Here is a 21,287-nt window from a genome sequence, read left to right on the forward strand (position 1 = left end):
TATTTGTTTTGCTATCCAATTTATTTCGAGTTTTCTTTTTGTTGATATTGTTTCTTTTTGTTTTCAATCCTTTTATTTTAAGTGCATTTTTCATGTTTATTGTTTTTTTAATAGCTTCCAGTCTTTCGGGTGGATTTAGGGTGTATACAACAAGGGATTACGCTTATTCTAGGGCAAGAGAGTTTGAGTTTTATAGGCTGTCTTTTTTGCTGATGGCTAAGTTGATTTCTATTTTAGGGTCAATGGCTGGGGAGCAGTTAAATTATATTAACTTTATTATCAACTCTTTAAATTTATCTGAGAGACATAAAACAGAGCTTTATAACATATTTCATTTTTCCATTAATAAGAACAGAAATGCAGACAAGATATTGTATACATTAAAGCTTGGGTATTTTCAGCATAAAGATCTTTTTGTTTGGCTTGTTTCAGTGCTTAAAGAAATAAACAATTTGGCTAGATATAAAAATCCAGAGGGAGATAAATTTATTTTTTATGTCATTTCTTTTCTTGAGCTTGAGTTTGAAAGTTACAATACATACAAAAATGTCAATATAGAGATTATTAATCCTTATGATGTATTGGGTTTAAAATACAATTCTAGCGACGATGATATAAAGAGAGCGTATAAAAAATTGGTTATTCAATTTCATCCAGATAGATTCACGAACGAACCCGTTAAGCAAAAGGAGGCCAGTGAGAAATTCATTAGGATTCGAGACGCTTATGAGAAGATATGTAAAGAGAGAAATTTGAAGTAAAGATTATTAGATTTTAAAGAATCCTTCTGAATATAATTGATTACTCAGAAGGATTTGTACTTTGCTTTTATTCTTCAAAAGCTACCTTAAATGCTAGGAATACACTTCCCATTTTGTCTTTTTTGGCAAGAATGTCGTTGGAGTCCCAACCAAGCGTAATTGTTGTAAACTTTACTATCTTTTCTAGATCAAGTCCAGCTTTTAAGTATAGTTTTTTATCTGAACCCTTAAATGATCCTAAAATGTGAGTACCTACATATGGAGTTATGTATGTCTTTGGTGATATGGACGCCAAAGGTATTGCGTAGTCAACATACAAGGCAGCTCCGATTTTAGCAGCGTCTACAAATGCTACAGAAGGAGCAGATTCTTCAGGATTAGTGTGGTTGAGAACAGTAATTATGTCATCTACATTAGGTTTTTCCTTTAATAAGTCATAAATTCCCCCTGAAATTATCCAACCAAGGCCAGGAAGAATTCCTTTTTTATTGTCCTCATAGGTTGATATTTCAACATTTAAAGTTTTAAACGACTTATTTGCAATGTCCTTTACTAGTTTCTTTTCAGAGTTGGGTCTGTATAAATTTTGACCATAATTGACCCCAATTCCAATTCCGGATTTTTTATCTTGCTCTCCAAATACTCTTGTGCTGTAAGAATCTTTTCCCTTAATGGACAATGATTCCTTTTCACCCTCATCTTTATTCCAAGCAAACCCTATGTTAGCACCTACAGAGAATGCAAAATTGGTTTTTTTGTCTTGATTAAATCCAAGCTTATTTTCTGCTGGATTAAACACAGCATCCTTATCATCTGGCGTATTTGCCTTTTTGGAAATGTGTCCGAATGTAGAGAAATCACTAGCAAAAAGATCTATTCCGAAATCAGATCCTGTCTGTAAGATTAAATAGGTATTTTTATTGTTTATCTTTGTAAGTCCAAGTTTATACTGAAAACCCAGAGAGGCCATAACAGATGTATTTGATAAGGTTGGAACAACTAGATCTGATCCAATAGTAGCCTTGTCTTTCAATCCGTATGTTATAGATGATTTGTTGAACCTTCTATTACCGAATGCTCCTGAGATCCCTAAATTTAATTCAATTGGAGTTTCTGCTATTACGGTAGTACTGTCTTTTTCCAGTTCATTTTTTATTGGCTTCCATTTTAATTGGGTACCGTAAAGCATACCAGTATAGGTATTATTATAAGGTTTATTTTTGTCATTAAATTTTGCATGATTTCTATTACCCGTTCCTGTTGCGCCAACTGCGAGTACAAGCTCCAATTGAGGGATGTTGTATCCAAATTGAAGTGTTCCTACCTTTTTATCCGTACCTCTTGCAAGAATTGTTTTTCTCAAAGCTCTGTCATCACTTGGAAAACCATAGTAATCACTCTTAATGCTGGTCATTGGAGCAAAGCTAAACAGTGATTCTTGATTAAAGTCAAAGTCGGTCATTGAGTTCATTTTAATGTAAAAATCATATACATTTATCTTTGCTATTATGTCGCCTACATCAAGTTTAAAAGTGGCATCCTTTTGTCCTTCAACTTTTAAAGCTAAATCTTCCACTTTAATGTAAGCCGAAAAAGGATCGTCTTTCCCCACTTCCGCATGTTTTTTAAATGGTAAAAACTTAATTCCTATTTTACTTTTATTTTCCAAGCCAGGAACTTGTTCATCCATGTCTAGCCTAAACTCACTGATATTTTCAAAGCTAAATTTAGGCTTCCATGGGTTTAAGTCAAATGCATCCTTTTCTTCTTCTGTGTTTTGTGTCGTCTCCTGCGCAAAACCCGACATGGAGGCGGCCAGCAACAGACCAAAAACGCATAATATCAACTTTTTATTCATCTGTATCTCCTTTATTGCAAGACTTAGGTTTGTTATAAGTTTTAAATAATACCTCATCCTGAGACACCAGAATGTAAGTAAAAATCAAGCATCTCTGCACTTATAATATTAATATTTGAACCAAAATTCAAGTATTTTTTAGTTTGCGCTGCTCATTTTTCAAATAAGACCAAAAAATTAACACCTTTTCAGCCTTATTTGAAAATATTTTCCTTCATTAATATTTTGTTAATTTCATTTATTTAAATTTTTAATTTAATATTTATCTTACAATAAGATAAACCAACACTCCTGATATGGCGATGTAACAAATAGCATACGTGATAGTTTTTGATAGTAGTTTTCCTTCCTGTCCAATAAGTCCTGCAGTAGTGGTTGCTATTGTAATGTTTTGAGGTGAAATCATTTTCCCTCCTGTTGCTCCTGTTGTGTTTGCAGCTGCAAGCCAATAAGGGTTAGCATTGATGTTTTCTGCAATTTGTGTCTGCAAGGGTCCAAATAAAATGTTTGACACAGTATCGCTTCCTGTTAAGAAGGTTCCAAGGGCCCCTATTAGTGGGCTAAATAGTGGGTAGAGTGTACCTGTTAGAATTGAGATGCCGTCTGCGATGTCTTTTATCATTCCACTATGTGTCATTAGCCTTGATATTGATACTATGCAAATGATTACGAATGAAGATAATGCCATTTTTTTTACAGTGAGCATAAATACCTTTAATTGTTCAATCAGAGGAACGCTTCTTATTGAGTATGATAATATTGTTGCAAGGAAAATTAGTACTCCTGGTGAGGTTATCCATTTAAAATACAGGGGAGATGCACCTGGATAAATTTCAAGAATAGTTTTAAAGCTTGACAGGTACTTATTTATGCTGTGGAAAAGTGGTGAAACGATTATTATGAATGAAACTATTAAAATGTAGGGGAGGCATGCGAAGAAACCTTGTTTTAAGGATACTTTTGCGGTGTTACGAGTTGTATCTTTTTTTTCAAAAAATTTTATATAAATCATAGTTATTATCATTGAAAACATACTTCCAAGTATTGCGGGAAGCTCTGGCCCTAATGCCCTTGATACATAAATCTGAGACAACGCCACTGATAGCCCCGATAGGAGTGTGAGTGTAAATATACCCTTAAGGCCGGCAATTCCCCCCCCCACTAGCATTACCAATATGAATGGTATGAGAATAGTTGGAAGCACTAATTGCAGTGCAATATTGGATGATACTACCTTAACATCCAATCCTGTTGACTGAGCCAGAGATATGATAGGTATGCCTACAGAGCCATATGCTGTTGAGGATGTATTCATAATTAGGCATATAAGACAGGCAAAGAGTGGCTCAAATCCTATTGCTATTAATATTGAGACTGGGATTGCAACAGCAGTACCGTAACCCGCAACGCCCTCTAAAAAGTTTCCAAATCCCCATGCTACAAGTAAAACAATGATCCTCTTATCAGAGGATACGTTTGATAGCATAGACTTTATAATTTTCATGTCATTCTGGTGTTCAGACATTTTGTAGGTAAAAATAGCAGCAATAATCACAGTAACTATTGGCCATACCCCCATTATTGCTCCCTCAAGTATTGCAAGACTTGTATTGGTTATTCCTAAGTTTTTATCAAATAGAACTATTGCAACAGTTACCGCTAGGCATGTTAGTACCACGCAATAAGCTGGTTTTTTTAACACCCCAAGTCCAAAGATTATTAGTATGATTGGCGTCAGGGCCTTCATGAAATCGTAAGAATTCATAGTATATTCGCTCCTTTAAAGTTTGCCATTTACAATTTACCTTTCAATTCTATAATAAATTTCAATGCAACAATAATATATAATGTTACTGCATGAAAGTTGTCTCTACTGTGCTGCAAATTTTAATTTTATCTGGCGAACTTTTCTCGATTGGTCTGATTGAAGTTGAAAGGGTAGCAAAGAACGCAAAGTCGGTTGTTCTTCTTGATTATGATACCAGGCGTGTCCTTTATGCAAGGAACCCTGATCTAGTTTTTCCACCAGCATCTCTTACCAAGCTTGTCACGATCTATACTGCCTTAATTGAGGCAAGGAAAAAGAATATGGATTTTAAGAGTGTTGTTCCAATCAGTAGAGCTGCTTCATATCGTAATGCGCCACCAAATTCTTCTTTGATGTTTTTAGAAGAAGGTCAGAGAGTGAATTTTGAAGAATTGCTCAAAGGACTTGTGATTGCCTCGGGGAATGATGCTGCTGTTGCTATTGCCGAATTTGTGGCGGGGGGAGATTTAAGCAATTTTATTAATTTGATGAATATTAATGTTTTAAACTTGGGTCTTTTGAATATGCATTTTGTTGATACATCAGGGCATAGCGATGCTAATGAAATTACAGCGATGGAAATGGCACTTTTTGCAAGATCTTACATAGAAAAATTTAAATTTATGCTCAGTATACATTCTCTTGACAGTTTTAGTTATCCAAGACCCGAAAATTTGGGAAGTACATCCTCTTCAAAGATGCTAAATTTGAAGCAGCGTAATAAGAATCTTTTGATACACAGTTATCCTTATGCTGATGGTCTTAAGACTGGTTATATTGGAAAATCAGGTTTAAATTTGGTTGCCACAGCCAAAAGGGATGAAATGAGGCTAATAGCTGTTGTTTTGGGAGTTGGTAAGGGAATTGGCAATGAAGGAGAGAAGAGGCGTGCTTTAATTGCTGAAAAATTATTTGAATATGGGTTTGGTAATTATTATAAATTTTCTTTCGTGGTAAAATCGAAAGAGAAAGTTTACAATGGGGAGAGGGATACGGTTGATATTGCATCTAGAGAGCCTTTTGGATACGTTTTTTCAGGAGATGAGGTGAGCAGAGTAAGAGTGGCGTCCCACATAAGGGATTTGGTTGCGCCGCTTAGTGAGGATGACGCAGTCGGGAAAGTCGAATTTTTTTTGGGTAACAGTAAGTTGGGTGAGTTGAGTTTGTTTAGTCAGTGTGTTAAGAGATTAGGATTTTTCAGTAGCCTTTATAAGTTTGTTGCAAGTTTTTTTAAAAGAGAGTGATAGGATCTATGTTAAATCATTTTAATTTTAAGTTAAAAAGAGATGTTACAATAATAGTGCCAGGTGAGGCCTTTGTGTCAAGCAATAGAGTTATTTCTACAATACTTGGATCTTGTGTTTCTGTCGTGCTTCATGATGGGATGCGTAATGTTATTGGGGTGAATCATTACGTTTTAGTGAAGTCTGATTCAGTTGTGGCTTCTTCCCAAAAGGGCAGGTATGGTGTTTACGCTATTCCCATGCTAATCGATGCCATGTTGGATAGCGGTTCCTTGAAAAATAATCTTAAGGCGAAACTTTTTGGGGGTGCTAATTTCATGGCGAAGGGAGCGGTAAAAGTAGGATCTGAGAATGCAGATTTTGCAGTTAATACACTATCTAGGTATGGTATTCCGATTTTGAGTAAAGATTTTGATCAATCTAAGTCTAGGAAGATTTTTGCTTATCCTGAAAACTTTAAGGTTGTGGTTGAATATCCGGATGGGGCTAAGATTTTTTAGTCTTGCTTAAGATTGATTTTTAAGCGGTTTTGATGAGTTTTAATATAAAACTGTTATTCATTGATGGACTATTTCTAATAATTGCTGGTGTTGAAGCTGGGAAGATGAAGGGGGGTTGTTACTTATAGGATGGTTTATTTTATCTTCTTGTGAATGACGTTGCACGAAAGTGAATTTTAAAACATATCTGGCAGTGGGGCTGTCAATGAAACGAAAGACTGGGGGCTCAGAGTAGCTTTACAATTACTACCTTGTATGTTCCTATAACTAGAAACCCTATTATAATTCGATTATTTCTGATAGGAAGCGGAATAAATGGTTAAGCAGGTTCCTTATAGCTTTATTTCACAGCTTTCGAGAGACCATTTAAGACTGGGTGGTGATGATTTAATTAAGCAAGGGTAATATTTATAATTTGATATTTTGCATTCTAGACTGCATTTTTGGTATTATGTGGCCTATTGGGCGCAGTCAATTTTAATTTTTGTTAATTTGATTAGGGGGTGAGTATGCAACATGTTGTAATTGATTATTTTAGAAGAATATCTCAAGTACCTAGATGTTCAGGGAATATGGAAGGTATTAGTAACTATATCAAAAATGAGGCCAAAAAATTTGGTTATTCTTTCAAGGAAGACAGTGTGGGTAATATAGTGGTCAGGATTGGGGCTAATGGCTCTGAAAATTCAGAACCTATTATTATCCAGGCTCACACAGATATGGTTTGTGAGAAAAATGAATCAGTTGTTTATGATTTTAAGAAAGATCCCATTCGTATAATTGAAAATGATGGGTATTTGTATGCATCGGGTACTACTCTTGGCGCTGACAATGGAATTGGAGTTGCTATGATGCTTTCCATTATGCGTGAGTCCAATAATTTTCGACATCCTGAATTAGAGCTTCTATTTACTGTTGATGAGGAGATAGGTTTGATAGGAGCCACTGGGCTTGATCCCAATTTATGTGTTGGAAAGATGTTAATTAATCTTGATGGAGAAGAGGAGGGTTATTTCTTGGTTGGATGTGCTGGTTCTCGTCTTGTTAATGTTAGCTTTACGCCGAAATACAGAGTAAGCAAAAAAAGTATGGGGGTTGAGATCCTGTTTACAGGACTTAAAGGGGGGCATTCTGGTGCAGATATTCATATTGATTTAGGCAATTCCTTAAAGTTGATGTTTTTTGCCTTAAGCGAACTTAACTCCAAGATGAAATTTGAGATTGAACATATATCTGGTGGAGACAAAAGCAATGCGATTCCTAGGGAAGCAAAGGCTTTCATATTGATTAATACTGAGAATTATGCTTTTCTAGAGGAAGAGTTGAGATCATTTAAGCTTAAGGCAAAGGGAATGTATACTCTTGATTGTGATTTTGAGATTGAGCTGAAGAGGGTAGATTCTTCTGGAATTGCCTTAGAAAGTGTGGATCAAGATGTGATTTTAAATATGGGTATGGCATTTTTACATGGGGTTCAGAAGGTTGAAGATTATGATGAGCAGCTTGTCAGGACCTCTTTGAATTTTGCTAGCTTGTTGAAATTAAATAATGAATATCAGTTTGTTTTTACAATAAGATCGTTGTCAGATGTGGAGAAGGAATATGTTTCCTGCCATTTAAGGGCAATTAGTAGACTTGTAGGAGCTAATTTTGAAGTAATTTATGATTATCCTTCTTGGAGTCCAGCTGGGGATAGTAAGCTTTTAAATCATCTTAAGGCGGTTTACAAAGATATGTATTTAAAGGAGCCCAAAACTATAGTGATTCATGCTGGCCTTGAGACTGGAATAATATCCTCAAAGTTTGGGGGAATAGATTCAGTTACAATTGGCCCCTGGATAGAGGCACCCCATACGCCAAGAGAGAGAGTCAATATTGAGTCAACTGTTAGAGTTTATAATTTTTTAAAAACTAGTTTAGAGAGCTTGTAAATCTCTATTTGTTTTGCTTATTTTTGCTTATTTTGGACGTACAGTTTTGTTGACATACTTTTTAAATGTATATAAAATGAACTTACTTACAATTTGGATGTAATTGGTGGTTGTAGCTCAGTTGGTAGAGCTCCGGGTTGTGGTTCCGGCTGTCGCGGGTTCGAGCCCCGTCAATCACCTTGGTTTTGTTTTATGATGCACCCATAGCTCAATTGGATAGAGCAGTGGACTTCGAATCCAGAGGTTGCAGGTTCGAGTCCTGCTGGGTGCGAAATACCGGGTGTGTATGCTTGAAAAAGCTTTTTAAGTTTTGTATACTACCTAGGAATGCAGGAGTGGTGGAACTGGCAGACACGCTAGACTTAGGATCTAGTGCCTTTGGCGTGTGGGTTCGACTCCCACCTTCTGCAAGAAATGCGAAAGTAACTCAGGGGTAGAGTGTCACCTTGCCAAGGTGAAAGTCGCGGGTTCAAATCCCGTCTTTCGCTTAGTTGTTGCTTTAGTTTGTTTTCGTTAGAGGGATAGCGTGATATTAAGTGATAGTGTGAAGTTGCTTTCGGGCTCTAGGGTTGAGGCTGCTATTAGGATTTCGAGGGATTTTGTTAAGTGTAAGTATGATGAATTCTTAAAGGATTATTCTTCTCGACTCAAGGTTCAAGGATTTAGGGTGGGAAAGGTTCCGTTGGCTGTTATTGAGAGCAAATATTCTGGCAATTTGAGGGCTCTGACTGTTGAAAAGGTTATCCATGAGTCTTTAGAGAATTTTTTCAAGAGTGCTGTTTATAAGCCCTTAAGTTATGCTGTTCCTAGGATACTGGAAGAGAAGTTGGAAATAGACTTTGAGAAAGATTTTGAATTTACTGTCTTGTACGAGGCTTATCCTGAATTTGAAATACCGGATATTGATGATGTTGTTGTGGAAATGCCTGAAGTTATTATCGATGATTTTGATGTTGAGGATAGGCTTAAGCAATTGCAGGCTGAAAACTCGATTGTTGTTGAGGATAAGGGGAGTGTTGAGAGGGGTAGTATTGTTAGGGTCGATTTTGTTGAACTTGATGATTCTTTGAGTGAGATTTCGTCAACTAGAAGGCAAGATTTTGTTTTCACTGTTGGTGAGTCCAATAATTATTATGGATTTGATGAAGATATTGTTGGAATGGGTAAGGGCGAAGAGAGGGTAGTGGAGAAGAGTTACAAAGAGGATTATAGGTTTAAGGAGTTAGCCGGTTCTGACAAAAGGTTGAAGATTGCTGTTACAGACATTAAAAGACGGGATGTTCCTAAGCTTGATGATGATTTTGCGAAGGATATTAGCGATAGCTTGAATACTTTAGAGGAACTCAAGGATCGTATAAAATTAGATATGTTGGAACTTGTTAAGGAAAAGGAAGAAGCTTTAAAACTTTCAAAACTGTTATCTGGTATTGCAGAAAGGTTAAACATAGAGGTGCCACCTTCTATGTTTAAAGCTGAGCTTGATAGTGCGTTAAGTAGATTTTCAGAGCAGAATAAGATTGGTGCTAATCAGTTTGGAGGTTCTTTGAATGATTTGGAAGTTGGTGTGGATGACGTTTTTAAGGGAGAAGTACTTAAGAACTTGAAGTCTAGGTTAATTTTACAAAAGATGGTGGCTAATGATGGCGAGGAAGTTACGGACGTTGATTTGGATCAAGAGCTGGCCAGACAGGCTGAGAGTGCTAGGATGGAACTTGCAGAGATTCGAAAATTCTATGAAGAAAGAGATTTGTTGCATGTTTTAAGAAATGAAATTAAGAGTCGAAAGGTTAAGAGTAGGATTTTAAAAGATGTTAAGGAAGTTAGAGTTGAAAAGATTCCTTTTAGAGATTTTTTCAACCGTGAAATAGGTGGTTAATGCTAGGAGAGTACATGCATAATTTGGTGCCTACTGTTGTAGAGCATACAGGAAATTACGAACGGGTCTTTGATATATATTCAAGATTATTAAGGGATAGGATAATTTTTTTAAGCGGTGAGATTAATGATGTTAAGGCGGATACGGTTGTTGCACAGCTTCTTTTCCTTGAATCTGAGAGTTCTGATAAGGATGTTCATGTTTATATAAATTCTCCGGGAGGTAGTATTACTGCGGGGCTTGCAATTTATGATACTATGCAGTACATCAAACCGGATGTGAGGACCATTTGTATTGGGCAGGCGGCTTCGATGGCTGCGTTTTTGCTTGCAGGAGGCACTAAGGGCAAAAGGGGATCATTGTCTTGTTCAAGAATAATGATCCATCAGCCTTGGGGCGGGATAGGAGGGCAGGCTAGTGATATTAGCATACAGGCAAACGAAATCATGAGACTTAAGAGGTTGATAATAGATATTATGTCTGGGAGGCTAGGGGTTTCTAGGGAGAAACTATCTCTTGATATTGAAAGAGATTATTTTATGACGCCCAGTGATGCGCTTGTTTATGGTGTTATTGATAATATCTTGGAGAGGAGTTGATTTAATTTGGATAGTGTTTTGTATGGCAAGAAGTAAGAATCAAAAACATGAGGCATGTTCTTTTTGTGGTCGTGTTAGGTCTGAGGTTGAGGGGAAAATGATTACAGCAAAGTCTGTTGCTATTTGTTTTGAGTGCTCTAGGATCTGTTACAATCTTTTTCAAGAAGAAGCGGAAAGGTCTGTAAGTGGCAAGCCTTCTGGGGGCCTTCCGTCTCCTAGGCAACTTAAAAGCCACCTAGATAGATATGTTGTTGGGCAAGAAGATGCGAAGAAGGTGTTGTCTGTTGCTGTTTATAATCATTATAAGAGGATATTTAGAGGTGGGGGAATTGAGCTTGAAAAAGCTAACATATTGATTGTGGGGCCTACTGGCAGTGGCAAGACTTTGCTTGCTAAGAAATTGGCCGACGAGATGAATGTTCCTTTTACGATTGCGGACGCTACGACGCTTACTGAGGCTGGTTACGTGGGTGAGGATGTTGAAAATATTTTACTTAAGTTGATTCATGCTGCTAATGGGGATATAGGATTTGCGGAGAGGGGTATTATTTATATAGATGAGATAGATAAGATTGCAAAAAAGGGTGAGAATGTTTCAATCACTAGAGATGTATCTGGAGAGGGAGTTCAGCAAGCCTTGTTGAAAATCATTGAGGGCACTGTTGCTAATGTACCACCAAGGGGTGGCAGGAAGCATCCTCATGAAGATACTGTTGAAATTAATACGCAAGATATACTTTTTATATGTGGTGGGGCGTTTGTGGGACTTGAAAAGATTATTCAGAAGAGAATTAGCAAGAGTTCCATTGGTTTTTCTTCTGATGCTAAAAAAGAGATGAGAGATGATAATTTTCTAAAATATTTAGAGATGGAGGATTTAGTTAAATTTGGATTAATTCCAGAATTTGTGGGTAGACTTCCTGTACATTCTTATCTTGAGAGACTAGGGAAGCAGGATTTAGTTAGAGTATTAATTGAGCCGGATAATTCTGTTTTGAGGCAGTATCATCATATGTTTAAGATGGATAATGTTGAGCTTGTGTTTGAAAAGGATGCAATTGATGCTATTGCGGAAGAGGCAATGAATAAAAATACAGGTGCGAGGGGCTTACGCTCTATTTTGGAAGAGTTGCTTAAGCATACGATGTTTGAAATACCTTCGATTAACCAGGTAAAAAAGGTTATTGTTACAAGGGAGTCTGTTTTGAATAAAGATATTGAGCCCTTGATTTTGACGGGGAAGCAGGTTAACAATATTTGGTCAAAAGAACTTTATGAAATCAATTCTGAATCTAATTAGTGCCAGAAAAGATGATGTTCCAGTTGTTTTTTTAGGACAAAATGTTTTCTTTCCAGGTGTAACTTTATGGACTGTTTTTGATGATATTAATGCCATCAATGCAATCTATCAGTCTATGTTGGAGAGTAGGTTGGTTTTGTTTGTCTATGTCAACAGTGCTAGCTCTGTTACTTCTGGAAGAATTAGTTTAAAAAATGTATATCCTGTTGGTACTTATAGTAAAGTTGTTCAGGTTGTAAATGTTACTAAAGGTCTAGTAAAAGTCTTGGTTGAATGTCAAGATAGAGTTATTGTAAAAAGTATTCTTAAAAGAAGTGTTTGTTTTAGGGCAAAAGTTGATTTTATACCTGATGAGAATGAGTTTAGTAGTAAGCTTTTTATTTATTCTAAGTTCTTAAGAGAAGCTTATGAGACTTATAAGTCTTGTTTGTCTACCAAAGAATTGGAGGGTAGTGATGAGAATATCAATTTTCTTGATAAACCCACTAAACTTGTTGATGTATTAGCATCTAATGTTAAATTGGAATATGTCGTAAAGTTGGAGCTTTTACAAGAATTGGATGTTCAAATTAGGATAGAGAAGCTAATTGTAAATTTAAATATTGAGATTGACCTTTTAAGCCTTAAGAAGGACATTAAATCTAAAGTCAAAGATAGGCTTAATAAGGGGCAGAGAGAGTATTTTTTAAATGAACAAATAAAAGAAATACAGAAAAGACTGGGAAAGGATGAGGCCGATTATCTTGATAGATTAAACTCCAAGGAAATACCTGATGATATTAGGCCAAGAATTGAGAAAGAAATATCTAGACTGTCTTTTATGAACACAAGTTCTCCAGATGCCAATATTATTAGAAATTACGTTGAGTTATTGCTTGAATTGCCTTGGAATGAAAATACTGTTATGGAGAATTCTTTAGATGATATTGAGTTTATTTTAAAAAATGCTCATCATGGGATGAATGAAGCTAAAGAGAAAATAATGAACTTTTTGGCTGTTTATCACATTAATTCTAGAATTCAGGCGCCTGTTTTATGTCTTGTGGGGCCACCTGGAACTGGTAAAACTTCTATTGCCTCCTCAATTGCCACTTCTCTTTCAAGGAAGTTTGCAAAAATTTCTCTTGGGGGAATAAGGGATGGAGCAGAGATTAGAGGGCATAGGAGGAGTTATGTTGGTGCGCTTCCAGGTGTTTTTATTAATGCTATTAGAGTGGCGGGGAAATCCAATCCTGTGATTCTGCTTGACGAAATAGATAAGATTGATAACTCTCATAGGGGGAATCCAGAAGCAGCGCTTTTAGAGGTTTTGGATGCTGAGCAGAATTCCAAATTTGTTGATCATTATTTGGAAATTCCTTACAATCTTTCCAACGTATTGTTTATTGCAACGGCTAATTCGCTTCATGGAATTTCTAAACCTCTTCTTGATAGAATGGAGATCATTAAAGTAGAGGGGTATTCTTATATCGAAAAGTTGGAGATTGCAAAAAAATTCTTAATCCCCAGCATAATTAGAGAGAGTTTTTTGAACAAGATTTATATAAAGATAGAAGATGATGTTATTTTGCACATAATCAAGAAATATACTATGGAATCTGGAGTTAGAGATTTGAAAAGAGTTCTAACAAATTTGGTCAGAATGATTGTAAGGGAATTACTTCATGTTTATTCTAAAGAAGATATAATTGAGGGTAATTTTTATTTTCCTAGTTCCTTGATACATGGGAATAATTCAATTTTTACCCATGACCCCGATGTTCCTGGTATTTATAAAATAATTAGTATGGATAATTTTCATGTTTATATGGATTGTGAGCATATCTCCAACCTAATTAAGATTGATTCTTCTGGTTTTGTTTATGGCCTTGCTTGGACAAACTATGGTGGTGATATACTCCCTGTTGAAGCTATTAAGTTTGCAAAGAAGGGGGATGTTATTTTAACGGGTAGTCTTGGGGCTGTTATGAAGGAGAGCGTTCAACTTGCTTATTCTGTGGTTAAGGCTTATTCGTCTAAGCTTAATTTTGATATAAATGAAAGTCCTGAAATTCATTTACATTTTCCAGAAGGTGCTACTCCAAAAGATGGGCCCTCTGCTGGAATTACTATTGCAACGGCAATAGCTTCTATATTATCTGAGAAAAAAGTTCCTTTGGATCTCGCAATGACGGGAGAAGTTACTCTTAAGGGTTCTATTCTTCCTGTGGGAGGTATTAAAGAAAAGGTACTTGCGGCTTACAGAAATGGTATAAACAGGGTCATAATTCCAAAAGACAATAAAAGAGATTACGCTAGACTACCTGAAGAGATTAGGGATAGTATGTCCGTTAAGTACGTGTCACATTTGGAAGAGGTTTTTGACTATTTAAATATTATTTAGAATTTGATATTATTAGACCTGCTTAGCAGGTCTAATAATATCAAACTAAGGAGGAGTAGTATGAAAGATGGGGTCAGGAAGCCTTCAGGTAGTAGGGCTTCGTTCAATTCTCAGAGCCTTGCTAAAAACTCGCCTAGGAGTAGCTTTCCTTCCTTCACCAAGGCTAGTCTTGGGAAAAACTTTAACAAGGGAAAAAAGAAGGGCAAGTAGCAACGGCGGTGTGTGCAAGCCACACCCACCTCAAGCTCTCTTAGAATAGTACTCAACAACCATTTGTTCGTTAGCAAGAGTAGGTATCTCTTCCCTTGCTGGGGTGCGAGCCACCTTCACTTTTAAAGCATCAGCGTTCACTTCTATCCATGTCGGAAGCTTCCTAAGAGCCGATGTCCTTTCTATGTTGAACCGGACCATTTTTTTCAAGCTATCCTTCTCCTTTACCCACAACTCGTCATTCGCCCTCAGAGTAATGGACGGAATCGTAACCCTTCTTCCATTAAGTACGATCATTCCGTGCGAAACTATTTGCCTCGCGTGGGCTCTTGAAATCGCAAATCCAGCTCGGTACACAATATTATCGATTCTTCTCTCAAGCAAAGCCAAAAGGTTGTGACCAGTAACTCCATGATGCCTTCTTGCCTCTTTAAAAATATTGGTCAGCTGTCTCTCATTCACACCATAAGTGAATTTCACCTTCTGCTTTTCCACCAACTGTTTTCCATATTCCGTAACCTTACCCTTCCTAGATCTCCCATGCATTCCGGGTGGGTTGGGCTTCTTCTTAAGCAGCCTATCATACTTTGGCTGTTCAAAAATATTGACACCAAACCTTCTAACCATTTTACCTTTAGCTATACTTTTCCTATTCATCCATTCTCCATCCGTTAAAGCGATATAGCAGGGATAGGACTCGAACCTATGACCTTCGGGTTATGAGCCCGACGAGCTACCAACTGCTCTACCCTGCGCCTTACAGTCTAGCATATTAACACAACTTTGTTGGAAGTGTCAATTATTTTATTTCCTCATATTAAAATATACATTTCATATATTTCCTTGTGTTGTTTTTTAATAATTTCTTTTGTTGTTTCTATTTGTCGTATCAAACTCTTTAAGTCACTTTCATGATTTAAATCTAATTTTGCATAAAGATTTAGATGGTTTCCCTCATGAGACAAATTAAGCTCTTTCAAGTTTATGTCAATACTTTTCAGTGTATCTTTTATCTCTCTTTTTAAGTCTATGTCTTGTTTTGAAAGAAGGTTATTGGCATTTTTTAGTATTACATGCAGACCTTCTTTAATAATTATAAAACTAATAAATATAGATATGATCTTATCAAAACCTGTCCATACGTAATTTGCAAGTAATAAACTTAACGTAGTACCCCCATGGGAGAATATGCAGTTTTTATCAGCAGACGATAGCGCTAGAAGTAAGTAGTTGTTATACCTTTTCCCAATTTGAAACTTTACTAGATATTCAATCATCTTTACTATGAAAAATATGAAGGGTATTAATGGTATCCAAATACTTTTTTTGAAAGATTTATTGGAAAATATTTCAAGAATATTGTTTTTATCATCTTCTTGATGATTGTGTGAATGTGAATTAGAATGGCTGTGTTCGTGGTCATGAAAATGATCATGGTCATGTTCATGACCGCTAGGTTGATTGGGATGGTAATGAATGTGAAATCCAGATTCGCCGCCAAGGCTAATTAACTTATTCAATCCTGTTGAGTTTAGAAATATTGTAAAACCTGCTGCTATTATAATTATTCCTATGATAAATGATATTAAATTTTCCATTTTTTTGTATCCATAAGGATAATAAATTGTTTCGGGTTTATTTGTGATTTTGAGGCTAAAATAGGTAATTGATGATAATACAAAATCTGAGAGCACATGAAATGCGTCTGCTATGAGTGCAAATGAATTGAAAAGTATTCCTACGGTAAGTTTGGAAGCGATTGATACTACCTCTGCTAATACTGATGCAAGTCCAATTCCCATTATGAACTTATCTTTTCTGATTTCAGGTGTTAAGTCTTTTTTGTATATCCCGTTGTTATTGATAAATCCTAGGCTTTTAAGCTCTTCCTTTACTTCAGTAATTTCGCAGGAAATTCCCTGTAGTTTGTTTTTTTTCCCATAGTAAATCAAATTGTTAAATGTTATTTTTTCTATTCCTTCTGCTTTAAAATTTGGATCGATATAAAAATCGTTAACTTCGATTTCCCTGTCTTTCGTTTTTGCTTTAATGTATGAAATGGCTTTGTCATGACTTTCTATATAAGCTATGTAGAACTCATCTTGTGTTAGGCCTTCAAGATTTAAATTTACATATCTGTTAATATTTTTATTATTAATGACCTTAACCATACTTGCACCTTCCCTTGCTTTTGTTGCATAATTTTACCTGTGAGTATAACAGTATTTTTTTTTATGTTCAATGAATTTAATAATGTTTTAAATTGGGAGATTTATGTTACAAGCTCAGTTTTTTGTTAAAAAATGTAAAAGAGCGATTTCTGGGGATGAAGTTTTAATCAATGATGTGAAAGCCGTTGAGAGTGTTTTTTATGATTTTTTTAAAGTCTTTAATAAGAAATCTTTAGAGAGTGTGTTTAGCTATTATTATGAAAACTTTGATTTTGATGAGGGAATATATGCTTTTATCGATAAGTTTTTACCAATTATCAGCTTTTTGTCTTTAGATAGCGAGGATGTAGGTTATGAGTTTAATCCTTGCGAGAAAAAGCTTATACTGGAAGTTTTTGACTCCTCCGCGGGTACTCTGGAGGCCAGCAAATTGAAAGCCCTCGCCAGTGCTATTGTTTCTTTTGGTATTCTAAATTGAGCCCTCTAGTTTGGCTCTCCCTTTCCTTTAATAGAAATCCTTAGCATTTCTTCTTTGTCAAATGGAATTTTAAGTAAATCCTTAAGCATATAAGTCTTTAAGATTGTCTGGCTAGAGCTGAATCTGAGGGGATTTGTTATGAGTATTCTAGTGTATTTATCAAAAAACTCTGACATTACTTGAAGGCATATTGCGCATGGAATAGTTTCCGGAATTGTCGTGAGTAGAATAAAATCTATCTTTTGTATACCAACAGAAGTTACCATATTCATAATAGCACCCTGCTCTGCGCATCGGGTGGCACCAAAGCTCGCGTTTTCAACATTTGAGCCTTGAAAAAATAAATTTTCCCTAGTTTTAAGACAAGCCCCTACTTTAAAGTTTGAGTAAGGTGAATACGAATTGTTCCTCGCATTTTCGGCCATCTGAAACGCCTGCTTAATCTGAGCCAGATCGATATTTTTCAAACAAAATCCCTATTTCATGGTCTTGCTCAATTATAACACTTGCTTATGCTTTTGAACAAAAACTTTTCAATTTTTAGTTGTGTCAAAAGTTTGTTAATACTTTTCTATGAAAGTTTGTTAATATTCTTCTATGATAGTTGCTGTTGAATTTATTAGAAAATACGATAATTTTATTATCATCGGACATAAGGATCCTGATTTTGATTGTATTGGCTCATCCCTAGCGTTGGCTTCTTTTTTAGCTAGAATGGGTAAGGGGTCTATCATGCTCAATGAGGGGCCTTTCGTTAGAAGAGAAATAATTCCTTTTAAGGACAGGTTTTTGGCTCAATGGCCTAATATTGACTCTTCAGATTATGCTGTAATCATTCTGGACTGTTCCATTTTTGATAGAATAGGAGATGAATTTGTTTTTTATGTAAAGGATATGCCTATTCTTGTTATTGATCATCATGCATCGGGTGATAAACTTGATGTTCCTAGTTATATCGATTCTTTGGCCCCCTCGACCACTTTTTTAATTGAGAAATTAATTAGGGAATTTGGGTATGATGTTACAAAAGAAGAGGCTTGGTATATTCTGGTTGGGTTTTGCACAGATACGGGGTTTTTTAGGTTTTTATCACACAGTGATCCTGAGCCTTTTGAAATGATAGCTAGACTTGTTTCTAAGGGTTTAAGCCTTAAGGATGTTTATAGTTATATTGAGGCTGTTAAGACTCTATCTTCAATAGATGTTCTCAGATTAATGTTGAATAACCTTAAATCTTATTTTGATGGAAAAGTGTTGGTTACTGTTTTGCCTTTCGATTCCAGGAGGGACAATAATATTAGTGGCGTTAATGAACTATTTTATGCACTTCTTAATAATGTTGAAAATAATGAAGTATTGGTCATTTTAAAGGAAGCTGAAGATGGTTCTATTTTAGCAGGTTTTCGGTCAAGGGAATATTTTGATGTTGGTGAGCTTGCTAAAGCTTTTGGCGGAGGGGGGCATAAGCATGCTAGTGGATTTAAAATCAAGATGAGCTCTTTAAACCTTTTAGAGAATCAGGTAATCTCATATATAAGGGAACATATTAAGACTTGAAATTTACTAAAGGAATTGTTCCTTTTGGATTAAATCTTTCTGTTAGAGTTAAGAAACCCGATTTAAATGCTAGTGTCGTTGTTCCATAGACTATTGCTATATTTCCTATCCAGTCTAGCTTTTTGATGTGTTGGGGTGTAAGAGATACGATAATGCTTATTTTATCTTTGTATTTTTTTAAATTTTCTATGTATTTAAGGCTCCCGGGGGTCGAAAGGTTAAAAATAACTTGTTCATGATTTTCGATTAGTTTCTTGATTTCTTGAAGTTTTTTGGAATTGATACCATTTAAAGGATAGTAATCGTAGTAATAACCGGAGCTGTTTTGAAATAATTTTCTTCCTTCTGAAATCATTTGGTAATAAGGTGATATTAGAAGTGTTTTCTTATTCCTTGAAACTTTTCTCTCTAATCTAATTTTTGTTATCCCTCTTAATGTGCTTTGCTCAAAAAACCTTTTAGCTTCCCTTGTGGGTATTTCTTGCGCCTTTTTATAGTTTGGATAAATTTCTACCTTATTTTTTCTCTCCTTTAAATATTGCAACTTGATTCTAAGTATTCTTTTATTGGATCTAATAATATTTTCTCTTATTTCATTATCTTTTTGCATGAGAGCTAATAGTCTATTGTAAGCGTTTTCTTGTAAGTTTTCGTTTAATGATATTAGTAAGACATCCGTATCTGTTCTGATGATTCTTTCAATTGTGTCATAAATACTTTCATCTTTATGCGTTACGGCGTTCATTAATAAATCATCTGTTATGATCAAATTATTATATTTTAGCTTTTCTCTGAGAATCTTTTTTAAAATTTTAATTGATGATGAGGCAGGTATCGCTTCGCCATCTGTGAGCATTGGATATGCTAGATGTCCACTCATAATGACTGGAATATTTTCTTGTATTAATACTTTGTAAGGTAATAGTTCATTTTCAAGTACCTCTTTTAAATTTGAATTTATTATTGGCATTTTTATATGAGAATCAACAACTGTGTTTCCATGTCCTGGGAAATGTTTTGCTGTTGAGATTACCCCGGCTTGTTTTTGTCCCTTATAAAATGCCAGAGCAAATAAAGCTACTATTTGTGGATTGTTAGAATATGCCCTTGGGCCTATTGTGAAATTATCTTCATGGGTGTAGATGTCTACTATGGGTGCGAAATTAAGATTGATTCCAAGGCGATTTAACTCATTTGCTATGTGATATCCCGTAAGGTAAGAGTCGTTTGGCGAGAGAGTAGCTGTGAGACCAAGATTTCCTATTGTTCTTGATGTTTTTAGTTTTATATGCTGTGTCCATCCGCCTTCCTGATCTGTAGCAATGAATAGGGGGATTTTAAATCTATTTTTTTGAGACATTGTCTGTGCTTTATTTATGCTCTCTATTAACGAGGATAGACTTTCAGAATTCCACCCAAAAATTTTTATTCCTCCTAAGTTTTTCTCTCTAATAAAGTCAAGAGTAAAATTTGTTATTTTTTCTCCTGGATAACTTATCATAAACATTTGTCCCAGTAGTTCTTTGTCGCTCATTTGGTGGACTATTTTGTTTATTAATTTTTCTCTGTCTTCTGCATACCAAAAATCGTACGAGAAGCAATTACTATTGGCAAAAATGAGATAAAAACAAATAATCTTTTTCATCCAGGTCGCGCTGATCTTTTGCCTTTCATGGTGCGTAAGTTCATCAAGTCGCCCAGTTAAGACAGTATTCTTACTGACTCAGTAACGCTTAAATAAAAAAACGGGCGGTTTCTAGACCTTTTACGTATGACCCCAATACATGTTTCCGGCAAGGTTTTAAATCTGCCATCAGCTACAATTCTACTATATTTTTAAAAAAATGAAAAATAATTATTTTATTAAGGGTGACAAGGTTAGCCTGGGGGTATATGAATTTTGTATTGACAAAATATTTTTGAATTTATACACTTTAAGGGCTACAAGCTGATGTAGCTCAGTTGGTTAGAGCACTCGGCTCATATCCGAGTTGTCGTGGGTTCAAGTCCCTCCATCAGCATCGGTCGAGGAGTTTTGTTGTGAGAGTGGCTGTTGTGCTTGCAGATGGTTTTGAGGAAATCGAGGCTATTGTTCCTGTTGATATTTTAAGACGGGGCGGTGTTGATGTTAGGCTTATTAGTATAAATGGTGATAGAGTTGTCTCAGGTTCCAGGGGAGTTGCTTTTTTGGCGGACGAGAAAATAACGGCTTGTAGTGCAGCTGATTTTGATTTAATAATACTTCCTGGGGGAATGCCTGGCGCTAGCAATCTTTTTGAGTCTAGGGATTTGGATAAGATTTTAAGAGATATGAACTTGGGGGGCAAGTTTATTGCAGCTATTTGTGCCTCTCCGGCTGTTGTACTTTCTGCCAAAGGGCTTTTGGGGGCGAATAGATTTACATGCTATCCAGGTTTCGAAGATGGTACTACGGACGGTAGGTTTGTGGATGAAAATGTTGTTATTAGCGATAATTTTATTACTTCTAGGGGAGTTGGTACAGCTTTTGAATTTGCTTTTGCTTTACTTGGACTTGTTAAGGGATCTAAAGTGGTTGAGGATGTTAGGCAGAAAGCTTTGTTTTAAGGTTAATCTGTTAAAACAAGAACGTT

18 protein-coding genes and 6 tRNA genes are annotated in these 21,287 nt (G+C 35.7%); 17 read left to right on the forward strand and 7 right to left on the reverse strand.

The window, feature by feature from the left end; translation table 11 throughout:
- The first annotated feature begins 8 nt into the window (after window positions 1–8).
- Entirely contained in the window at window positions 9–761 is a 753-nt protein-coding gene (locus tag LKV13_RS03040) for a J domain-containing protein (RefSeq protein WP_306701183.1), read from the forward strand.
- Window positions 762–828: 67 nt separating this feature from the next.
- Here LKV13_RS03040 and LKV13_RS03045 read toward each other — a convergent pair whose 3' ends face one another.
- Together LKV13_RS03045 and LKV13_RS03050 are read right to left on the reverse strand one after the other, a co-directional pair.
- Window positions 829–2,619: an integrin-binding adhesin P66 family protein gene (locus tag LKV13_RS03045; protein WP_373464034.1), complete on the reverse strand. Its 1,791-nt coding sequence runs from the start codon at window positions 2,617–2,619 to the stop codon at window positions 829–831.
- 262 nt (window positions 2,620–2,881) lie between these two features.
- The gene (locus tag LKV13_RS03050) at window positions 2,882–4,384 is read right to left on the reverse strand and encodes a lactate permease LctP family transporter (RefSeq protein WP_229089269.1); all 1,503 of its coding nucleotides are present in this window, start codon (window positions 4,382–4,384) and stop codon (window positions 2,882–2,884) included.
- Window positions 4,385–4,476: 92 nt separating this feature from the next.
- On the opposite strand from LKV13_RS03050, the gene LKV13_RS03055 reads away from it, so the two are divergent.
- The 12 genes from LKV13_RS03055 (at window position 4,477) to LKV13_RS03110 (ending at window position 14,469) form a co-directional block, all read left to right on the forward strand.
- Window positions 4,477–5,670: a D-alanyl-D-alanine carboxypeptidase family protein gene (locus tag LKV13_RS03055; protein ID WP_229089272.1), complete on the forward strand. Its 1,194-nt coding sequence runs from the start codon at window positions 4,477–4,479 to the stop codon at window positions 5,668–5,670.
- An 8-nt stretch (window positions 5,671–5,678) separates the two neighbouring features.
- The gene (locus tag LKV13_RS03060; RefSeq protein WP_229089277.1) at window positions 5,679–6,170 is read left to right on the forward strand and encodes a chemotaxis protein CheD; all 492 of its coding nucleotides are present in this window, start codon (window positions 5,679–5,681) and stop codon (window positions 6,168–6,170) included.
- 509 nt (window positions 6,171–6,679) lie between these two features.
- A complete protein-coding gene (pepD, locus tag LKV13_RS03065) occupies window positions 6,680–8,101 on the forward strand; it encodes a beta-Ala-His dipeptidase (RefSeq protein ID WP_229089279.1) in 1,422 nt (473 codons plus the stop codon).
- A 105-nt stretch (window positions 8,102–8,206) separates the two neighbouring features.
- Window positions 8,207–8,281 (forward strand) — tRNA-His (locus LKV13_RS03070).
- Between the two features lie 17 nt (window positions 8,282–8,298).
- Window positions 8,299–8,372: transfer RNA gene (locus LKV13_RS03075), tRNA-Arg, on the forward strand.
- A gap of 58 nt (window positions 8,373–8,430) precedes the next feature.
- A tRNA-Leu gene (locus LKV13_RS03080) sits at window positions 8,431–8,511 on the forward strand.
- Window positions 8,512–8,517: 6 nt separating this feature from the next.
- Window positions 8,518–8,589: transfer RNA gene (locus tag LKV13_RS03085), tRNA-Gly, on the forward strand.
- 38 nt (window positions 8,590–8,627) lie between these two features.
- Window positions 8,628–9,977 carry a trigger factor gene (tig, locus tag LKV13_RS03090; RefSeq protein WP_229089281.1) on the forward strand — a complete coding sequence of 450 codons (1,350 nt, stop codon included), beginning with the start codon at window positions 8,628–8,630 and terminating at the stop codon, window positions 9,975–9,977.
- Between the two features lie 14 nt (window positions 9,978–9,991).
- Window positions 9,992–10,576 (forward strand): ATP-dependent Clp endopeptidase proteolytic subunit ClpP, encoded by a 585-nt coding sequence (gene clpP, locus LKV13_RS03095; RefSeq protein WP_229089716.1) that lies wholly within the window; start codon window positions 9,992–9,994, stop codon window positions 10,574–10,576.
- Window positions 10,577–10,598: 22 nt separating this feature from the next.
- Window positions 10,599–11,876, forward strand: coding sequence for an ATP-dependent protease ATP-binding subunit ClpX (gene clpX / locus LKV13_RS03100; protein ID WP_229089718.1), 1,278 nt, complete (start codon window positions 10,599–10,601; stop codon window positions 11,874–11,876).
- Window positions 11,851–14,259 (forward strand): endopeptidase La, encoded by a 2,409-nt coding sequence (gene lon, locus LKV13_RS03105; RefSeq protein ID WP_229089284.1) that lies wholly within the window; start codon window positions 11,851–11,853, stop codon window positions 14,257–14,259. Before clpX ends, lon begins: the two co-directional genes overlap by 26 nt.
- A 60-nt stretch (window positions 14,260–14,319) precedes the next feature.
- The gene (locus LKV13_RS03110; RefSeq protein ID WP_229089290.1) at window positions 14,320–14,469 is read left to right on the forward strand and encodes a hypothetical protein; all 150 of its coding nucleotides are present in this window, start codon (window positions 14,320–14,322) and stop codon (window positions 14,467–14,469) included.
- Between the two features lie 30 nt (window positions 14,470–14,499).
- Here LKV13_RS03110 and rpsD read toward each other — a convergent pair whose 3' ends face one another.
- The 3 genes from rpsD to LKV13_RS03125 form a co-directional block, all read right to left on the reverse strand.
- Window positions 14,500–15,126, reverse strand: a complete 627-nt coding sequence (gene rpsD, locus LKV13_RS03115) for a 30S ribosomal protein S4 (protein WP_229089292.1) — start codon at window positions 15,124–15,126, stop codon at window positions 14,500–14,502.
- 25 nt (window positions 15,127–15,151) lie between these two features.
- Window positions 15,152–15,224: transfer RNA gene (locus tag LKV13_RS03120), tRNA-Met, on the reverse strand.
- A 57-nt stretch (window positions 15,225–15,281) separates the two neighbouring features.
- A complete protein-coding gene (locus tag LKV13_RS03125) occupies window positions 15,282–16,640 on the reverse strand; it encodes a cation diffusion facilitator family transporter (protein WP_229089295.1) in 1,359 nt (452 codons plus the stop codon).
- Between the two features lie 103 nt (window positions 16,641–16,743).
- Here LKV13_RS03125 and LKV13_RS03130 point away from each other — a divergent pair, with 103 nt between their 5' ends.
- A complete protein-coding gene (locus LKV13_RS03130; RefSeq protein WP_229089299.1) occupies window positions 16,744–17,118 on the forward strand; it encodes a hypothetical protein in 375 nt (124 codons plus the stop codon).
- A gap of 5 nt (window positions 17,119–17,123) precedes the next feature.
- Here the strand turns inward: LKV13_RS03130 and cdd are convergent, their stop codons facing one another.
- Window positions 17,124–17,585: a cytidine deaminase gene (gene cdd, locus LKV13_RS03135; RefSeq protein ID WP_255643251.1), complete on the reverse strand. Its 462-nt coding sequence runs from the start codon at window positions 17,583–17,585 to the stop codon at window positions 17,124–17,126.
- 130 nt (window positions 17,586–17,715) lie between these two features.
- Between cdd and LKV13_RS03140 the strand changes: the two genes are divergently transcribed.
- Window positions 17,716–18,675 carry a DHH family phosphoesterase gene (locus tag LKV13_RS03140; protein WP_229089301.1) on the forward strand — a complete coding sequence of 320 codons (960 nt, stop codon included), beginning with the start codon at window positions 17,716–17,718 and terminating at the stop codon, window positions 18,673–18,675.
- Here the strand turns inward: LKV13_RS03140 and LKV13_RS03145 are convergent.
- A complete protein-coding gene (locus tag LKV13_RS03145; RefSeq protein WP_229089722.1) occupies window positions 18,665–20,209 on the reverse strand; it encodes a glycoside hydrolase family 3 N-terminal domain-containing protein in 1,545 nt (514 codons plus the stop codon). The genes LKV13_RS03140 and LKV13_RS03145 overlap by 11 nt on opposite strands.
- Before the next feature lie 413 nt (window positions 20,210–20,622).
- On the opposite strand from LKV13_RS03145, the gene LKV13_RS03150 reads away from it, so the two are divergent.
- Together LKV13_RS03150 and LKV13_RS03155 are read left to right on the forward strand one after the other, a co-directional pair.
- A tRNA-Met gene (locus tag LKV13_RS03150) sits at window positions 20,623–20,696 on the forward strand.
- A 19-nt stretch (window positions 20,697–20,715) separates the two neighbouring features.
- Window positions 20,716–21,261: a DJ-1 family glyoxalase III gene (locus LKV13_RS03155; RefSeq protein WP_229089303.1), complete on the forward strand. Its 546-nt coding sequence runs from the start codon at window positions 20,716–20,718 to the stop codon at window positions 21,259–21,261.
- Window positions 21,262–21,287 lie beyond the last annotated feature (26 nt).

Origin of the sequence: Candidatus Borrelia undatumii (genome assembly GCF_020882015.2) — a bacterium.
Classification (GTDB): domain Bacteria; phylum Spirochaetota; class Spirochaetia; order Borreliales; family Borreliaceae; genus Borrelia.